A 6,718-nucleotide genomic window follows, 5' to 3' on the forward strand; every position below is an offset into this window, starting at 1 on the left:
GTTGTGAACAACGCTTTTTCGTAACTGAAATGCTTGGCACTCCGGCCCGGCAAATCCAGCACCATTAACCTCCAAAGTGATATGCACGTCTGAAGACCGCCCCCCGCTCAGTAACAGGCGTGATTCAGGGTTTTGAAGTTAAGCAAAACTTGATGCACATCAATTTATTAACACTTGTTTTTCAGTGGTGTAATCAATTAGGGGGCTTTATTGATCGAGATCAGAAAAGCAAAACATCTCTGGGAGTAAGTTAGCGTTGACTTCGAGAGAAAGAGGATTTCAATCATGGCGTTTTGGCTGGATTTGATGTTTGGCAACCCGATTGGGTTACTCTCAATGATTGTAATTTTCTCCACTATTGGAATTGTTTCCTACATCACGTGGATGTTGTTCTCGAAGTCTGCAAAGCCTTAGTTTTTTGCTTTCAATGTTCTTAACTGTGCATGTTTCAAGAGTGAATTAGGGGGCCAAATGGCCCCCCTTTTTTATCTGCTCGCAGTGAAAATTTAGGCCGCTCGCTGGGGAGGTTTGCGGTGAGCAACAACATTGCTGGCAAATCCGGGGCGAGCTTTTATCAGATTCAGCATATCTTCCTGACTCAGCTCACCATTTGGCAATCTCAGTACGCTGCGGTTCAGGTAAACCCTGGCCAGCATACTTATCTTGTAATCTGCAGTAGCCCCCTGTATCGCATAATGTTTGATATTACCGATACACTCAAGGATGTTGGTTTCAACTAAACTGCGTACCGCCAATTCTTCAACAGGCAAAGTCAAAATGGTTTTGCCCTGTAAAAAAAACTCCCGCAGCAACGCACGCTCAGCCGGATCGAGTAATTGAACCTTATGTTCAATGATTTCTTTTTTGCGTTTGCTGCCAAGGTAACCTATCGCTTCATCCAGCAGAAAATTAGCCAGCAGCGCCACAAAAAACGCCACCGAGATGATCAGCCCCAACCCCAACAGGGATGAGTTGGCGCCAGTCCATCCATCAAGGTGCAATAACGCCAGCCAATCCATAGGCGCAAACTTCAAAGCCGATGTAGCGATAAGCAGCCACAACATGGCTCTGAATCCCCACTCTTTAGCAGAAGCCCCTTTCAACGCACCCCAATTTGGTTTGTACATGGCAATTCCGTCCGTCAAAAAATTGTACATGCCAGCTTACAAGCAAATTTGAGGCCATCACGGAAAGATAAGATAAGTCCACAAAAACTGTGTTTTTTTCGCATCCCAACTATGCTTATATCTAAATCAATGAGACCAGGATGCAAGGAAACAAATGCTGGTTTTTTCTCGCCAGGCGGTAAGCAGCAAAATTGGTCGGAAGCTGATGATTTCGATTGTTCTGTTCAGCTCGCTGATCACTCTGATCACTACTGGCTACCAACTCTACAATGATTACAATGGCGATCTGCACCGTATAGATCGTGCTTTTTCCAACATCGAAAAAGTCAGCCTTGATGTGCTGGCAGCAAGCATTTGGGTAATCGATGAGCGCCTTATTAACACCCAGCTTGAAGGGCTAATACAATTACCTGATATTACTTATATTTCTATTGATGACGACAGTGGGCAACACTGGAGTCGCGGCGTCGCTATTGAAAAAAACATCATAGAACGGGTGTTTGCCCTTAACTACAACTCAGGCACTGAAAACATTTCCGTTGGTAAGCTTGTCATACAGGCCGATCTCAATGAGGTTTATCATCGGCTCTATGACAAAGCGATAGTTATCCTGCTATCTAACGCCATTAAGACTTTCCTTGTGGCAGGCATGATTCTCATTCTGGTGTGGCTTAATATCACCCGACACCTGAACTCACTGGCGGCCTATTGCCAAAATATCGACGTAGAAAAAGACTATAACCCCCTCAAATTCAGCAAACGCGGCTCACAAAATGAGTTCGATCAGGTCGCGTTAGCTATCAATGAGATGCAGGAGCAATTGCATCGCTCGTTCGGCGCACTCAAACGCTCGAAATCTGAGTTACAAACAGCACTCGAAGACAGGGAACGCTTACTGGAGCTTGAACGTTCCTATAAAGATGAATTGGCGAAACAAGTCAAAGAACGCACCATGGAGCTGGAGCAGTCACTGCTCATTCTCAAACGAGCTCAGGAAGCCCTGGTTGAACAGGAAAAAATGGCTGCACTTGGTGGGCTTGTCTCTGGGGTAGCTCATGAGATAAATACCCCCATCGGCATTTGCCTCACTGCCGCCAGCGCCCAGCTTGCACATATAGATGAATTGATAAAACTCATCCACAGCGAAGATGCAACCCTGGAAGAGATCAATGGCATTCTGGAAGAATATCAGCAGAGCTGTGAGTTAATTGTCAGTAATATCACCCGCGCCAGTAATCTTATCCAAAAATTTAAAACCATTGCTGCTGAGCAAAGCAACGACGCCCATGAAGAGATTTTGCTGTCACAGGTATGTCGTGACATCTATGAAGCGACGCAGGTTATGTATGCCCCCATGTCAGCCACGCTGGAACTGTCAATTCCGGACGAGCTAACCGTTGAAACAAACTACAACCTGCTGAATCAAATCCTCAACAATCTGATGTCTAACATTTATGCCCATGCCTTCAGTCCCAACCGCGAAAACAAATTCCGGATTGAAGCGTATCTGGACAGCCACATGTTGATAGTGCGATTGGAAGATAACGGTAAGGGCATCAGCTCCGATGTTGCTGAGCATATGTTTGAGCCTTTTTACACTACAAGCCGCTCAAAAGGCGGCACAGGACTGGGGCTATCGGCGGCTTTTAATGCTGCAACCCTGCTAAAGGGCAGCCTCAGATACGAAGGGCACTCCACGCTGGGTGGCGCTACTTTTGTACTGAGCATTCCCATAACGCAGGAAGGCTTACAACAAGGCACACCACCCTCTGCCGGATACCACTACCATATCTGAAATGGTCAGGAATTTGCCTGCTGGCGTAATTTGGCCAATACGCGGCTGACCGCCATAAAACCAAAAGTACCGGTAACAACGGTGACTGCGCCAAAACCGGACGAGCAATCCATCCGCATACTGCCACCATTCTCAGGCTTGGTGGCGCATACCTCTCCGTCGCTGCCAGGGTAAGTCAGCGGCTCGGTAGAAAATACCGCTTCAATGGCAAACTTGCGTTCAAGATTACGGGAAAAGTTATATTCACGGCGCAGAATGTTACGCACTTTGGCGAGTAACGGATCCTGTACCGTGCGGGACAAATCCGTCACCTGAATTTTAGAAGGGTCCATCTGCCCACCTGCGCCGCCTATGGTCACTATCCGTATTTTATTACGCTTACACCAGGCAATCAGTGCCGCCTTCGGCTTTACGGCATCAATACAATCAATCACATAGTCGATACCACCATCCCGTGGCAGGTAATCGACGAGATTATCGGTGGTGAGAAAGTCTTCAAGTTCATTAACCTGGCACTCAGGGTTAATCTCTCGAATGCGCTCAGCCATCACCGCCACTTTGGACTGGCCAATCGTGCCCGCCAGCGCATGTATTTGGCGATTGGTGTTGGTAACGCAAATATCATCCAGATCCATCAGACTTATCTGGCCAATACCGCTGCGGGCGAGCGACTCAGCAACCCAGGTGCCCACACCGCCAATGCCCACGACCATCACATGGGCCTGATGGAAACGGGTCAGCGCTTTTTGGCCATACAGCCTGCCAATGCCACCGAAGCGACTTAAATAAGCCTGAGAAAGTTGCTGTTCCACCCTGTTACCCCGCGCCATAAAAAACGCCGCATTTTAGCGTAAACCCACAGCAGCATAAAGCCTGTCGCACCAGGCAAACAGGTGATACACGCCTTTGCGACTGTAGCCGAACTGTTGCTGCTGTCAGCAATGAGTACGAACTTAACCTCACATGGGTTGCCGCACCATAAATCAGCTGTTTTATTCAAGTAAAACATAATGATAGAACCACACCACCTTTTTGGGTGATGTGAGCATTATCACACTCAAAGCCGTTTTCTCCTGCCAAACTGCGGCCGGTTTCCAAGTTAGCAAATATGGGCTCCCCCCATAAACAACTTACTCAATACAAGGAACGCTTCTATGAAAAAATCCGTTCTGGCCATGGCCATCGCTTCATCAACCGCCCTGTCATCTTTTGGCGTACTGGCCGCAGGTCCTGAATTTTACGGCCGCGCAGATCTGGCTCTGACCAACTCGGATTTGGGCTATGCAACCCAAAACCAAAAGGACGGCACTGTGTTTGAGAACAACTTCTCCTGGTTGGGAGTAAAGGGTTCTGAAGCGCTGAGCGATAACATCGCAGTAATCTATCAGATGGAGTTTGGCGTTAATAACTTCGACAACTCCGGTAATACTTTCAACGCCCGTAATACCTACGTAGGATTGCAAACACAGGCCGGTACCGCACTGGTTGGTCGTAATGACACAGTATTCAAGCAAGCCGAAGGAGGCTTCGACCTCTTTGGCAACACCAACGCCGATATCGACCTGCTGGCCGCCGGTCAAAGCCGTCTGGCCGACGGTATCACTTACTACTCGCCCAAAATCGCCAACATCCTGACCCTGAATGCCACTTACATCATGTCTGACAACTACAGTGAAGGCAGTTGGTACAACCCGGGTAAGGATGACGAATGGAGCAGCAATAATTACGCCGTGTCCGCCACTTTGGGTGATAAGGCACTGAAGGCGCAAAACTACTATGTTGCCGCGGCCTACAACGATGGCTTGGATGGTATCAAAGCTTACCGGGCTGTCGCACAGGTTAAATTTGGTGAGTTGCTGCTCGGTGCCCTGTATCAGAATTCTGAGCACGTGGCTGACCGCTACAGCAACCTTGAAGGTGACACCTGGTTTATCAACGCCGGATATAAGCTTGGCAACACCACGCTGAAAGCCACTTATGGCCAGGATGACTCAGGGATGGGTAAATATGTAAGCCGCTTCGTTGGTGACACCGAACAGGGCATGGAGGATGTCAGCGATGTGACGCTCAAGCAGTACACCGTGGGCGCCGATCATCGCCTCAGCAAGAACACCCTGATTTATGGCCATTACACCCGATTTAACGGCGATATGTCCCTGGGTGGAGCGAAAGTGGATCTGGACGACGATGTAGTGACTGTTGGTCTGCGCGTAGACTTCTGACCCTAAACCGTCATAAACAACATTCCAAGCGGCTTTTCAGCCGCTTTTTTTATGTCAGCAATATGTCATTTTTGTTGCAGCTACATTAATCACTGCTAAAGTTATATCGAAAAAGCTGCTGTATCCGGTTGATTCCAGCAGCATAATGCCGTGTTTTTGAATGCTTTTAGCGTAAAAAGCCTCCAAGATGGGACTGCGTAATAATTTTGTCTTAAATCCTTCATATGGTGGCCAAAAGCTTGATCCACTCCACAGCTTACATCCGATAAACCTGTAAAAATTGACGGCAACTTTGTTACGGCCTGTTGTCAGCGTAACAAAATAGCGTGAAACAAATTAATAACCATAAAAATGGATTAGAACTTCGGTTCTAGGGAGCATGAAAAAATGAAGAAGACCCTTATCTCTGCATCTGTTGCGTCGGTAATGGCCCTGGCATCATTCGGCGCGCTGGCCGAAGGTCCACAGTTCTATGGCCGTATCGATATTTCTGTTACCAATTCTGATGCCAGCTCAACCCTGCAAAGCGGCACCAATGGTGTAACGGTTGGCGAAAGCGGAACCTACTTTGAAAACAACTTTTCCAACGTTGGCGTAAAAGGCAGCGAAACCATCAGCTCAGGTATCGATATTGTATACCAACTGGAATTCCAGGTTGAAAACACCTCTTCCACAGGCGATACCTTCAAGGCCCGTAACTCATATTTGGGTGCGAAAACATCGGCAGGTACCGTACTGGTCGGCCGTAACGACACCGTATTCAAACAGGCCGAAGGTGGCGTAGACCTGTTCGGCAACACCAACGCCGACATCGACCGCCTGGTTGGCGGCCAAACCCGCAGTGCCGATGGTATCTGGTATCACTCTCCGGTTATTGCTGACCTTGTTACCATCAACGCCACCTACCTGATGGAAGATAACAACGGCAGTGATGATGCCCAATACGCCCTGTCTGTTACTCTCGGTGACAAAGGCCTGAAGAAGCAAAACTTCTATATTGCCGGTGCCTACAACAAAGGTATCAGCAACATCGACGCATATCGCGCCGTAGCTCAGGTTAAACTGGGCGAGTTCAAGATTGGCGGCCTGTTCCAGAACAGTGAAAAAGTAGACAGCGGTGACGACAACAACACCTACTTTGTAAACGTGGCTTACAACCTCAATGGTGTAAACCTGAAGGCTGAGTACGGCAAAGATGAAGCCGGTTTCGGTAAGTACTACTCTTCTCTGAAAGGCAAAGAAGCCGCATCTGACATTAACGTCACCAACATTACCCTGGGTGCCGACTATCGCGTTTCCAAGTCAACGCTGGTATTCGGTCACTATGCCATGTATGAAGGTGACCACATGGTTGCCGGAAACAAGGTTGACCTGAAAGACGATAACGTATTCACCGTGGGTGTGCGTTACGATTTCTAATCATCCACTGTGATGTAAATAATCCACCTTCTGAAGAAGGTGGCTTTGCGTTAACCCCCTAAAAGGGGGCCTTCTATTCCAGAGCAAGCTCAGCTTGCTCTTGCCTTTCCGCTTTCTCTTGATGTCTCACATATCGGCGAATTATCTCTTCGTTA

At 48.1% G+C, this 6,718-nt stretch carries 6 protein-coding genes and 1 pseudogene; 4 read left to right on the plus strand and 3 right to left on the minus strand.

The genetic code is table 11. From position 1 onward, the window contains the following. The first annotated feature begins 285 nt into the window (after window positions 1–285). Window positions 286–414 carry a DUF3149 domain-containing protein gene (locus tag ABYK60_RS10140; RefSeq protein ID WP_372871903.1) on the plus strand — a complete coding sequence of 43 codons (129 nt, stop codon included), beginning with the start codon at window positions 286–288 and terminating at the stop codon, window positions 412–414. A 92-nt stretch (window positions 415–506) separates the two neighbouring features. Here ABYK60_RS10140 and ABYK60_RS10145 read toward each other — a convergent pair whose 3' ends face one another. Beyond that, window positions 507–1,127 (minus strand): superinfection exclusion B family protein, encoded by a 621-nt coding sequence (locus ABYK60_RS10145; protein ID WP_372871904.1) that lies wholly within the window; start codon window positions 1,125–1,127, stop codon window positions 507–509. A 154-nt stretch (window positions 1,128–1,281) separates the two neighbouring features. Here ABYK60_RS10145 and ABYK60_RS10150 point away from each other — a divergent pair, with 154 nt between their 5' ends. Continuing rightward, entirely contained in the window at window positions 1,282–2,922 is a 1,641-nt protein-coding gene (locus ABYK60_RS10150) for an ATP-binding protein (RefSeq protein ID WP_372871905.1), read from the plus strand. Between the two features lie 5 nt (window positions 2,923–2,927). On the opposite strand, the gene tcdA is transcribed toward ABYK60_RS10150, so the two are convergent. Continuing rightward, window positions 2,928–3,752 (minus strand): tRNA cyclic N6-threonylcarbamoyladenosine(37) synthase TcdA, encoded by an 825-nt coding sequence (gene tcdA / locus ABYK60_RS10155; RefSeq protein ID WP_372871906.1) that lies wholly within the window; start codon window positions 3,750–3,752, stop codon window positions 2,928–2,930. 324 nt (window positions 3,753–4,076) lie between these two features. On the opposite strand from tcdA, the gene ABYK60_RS10160 reads away from it, so the two are divergent. Both ABYK60_RS10160 and ABYK60_RS10165 read left to right on the plus strand, forming a co-directional pair. Further along, window positions 4,077–5,144, plus strand: a complete 1,068-nt coding sequence (locus tag ABYK60_RS10160) for a porin (RefSeq protein WP_372871908.1) — start codon at window positions 4,077–4,079, stop codon at window positions 5,142–5,144. Window positions 5,145–5,531: 387 nt separating this feature from the next. Continuing rightward, the gene (locus tag ABYK60_RS10165; RefSeq protein WP_372871909.1) at window positions 5,532–6,563 is read left to right on the plus strand and encodes a porin; all 1,032 of its coding nucleotides are present in this window, start codon (window positions 5,532–5,534) and stop codon (window positions 6,561–6,563) included. 73 nt (window positions 6,564–6,636) lie between these two features. Here the strand turns inward: ABYK60_RS10165 and ABYK60_RS10170 are convergent. Further along, window positions 6,637–6,718 (minus strand): annotated as a pseudogene (locus ABYK60_RS10170) (IS200/IS605 family transposase); the annotation flags it as partial.

This window comes from Shewanella sp., from assembly GCF_041630135.1.
In the GTDB taxonomy this organism is placed as follows: Bacteria; Pseudomonadota; Gammaproteobacteria; order Enterobacterales; family Shewanellaceae; genus Shewanella.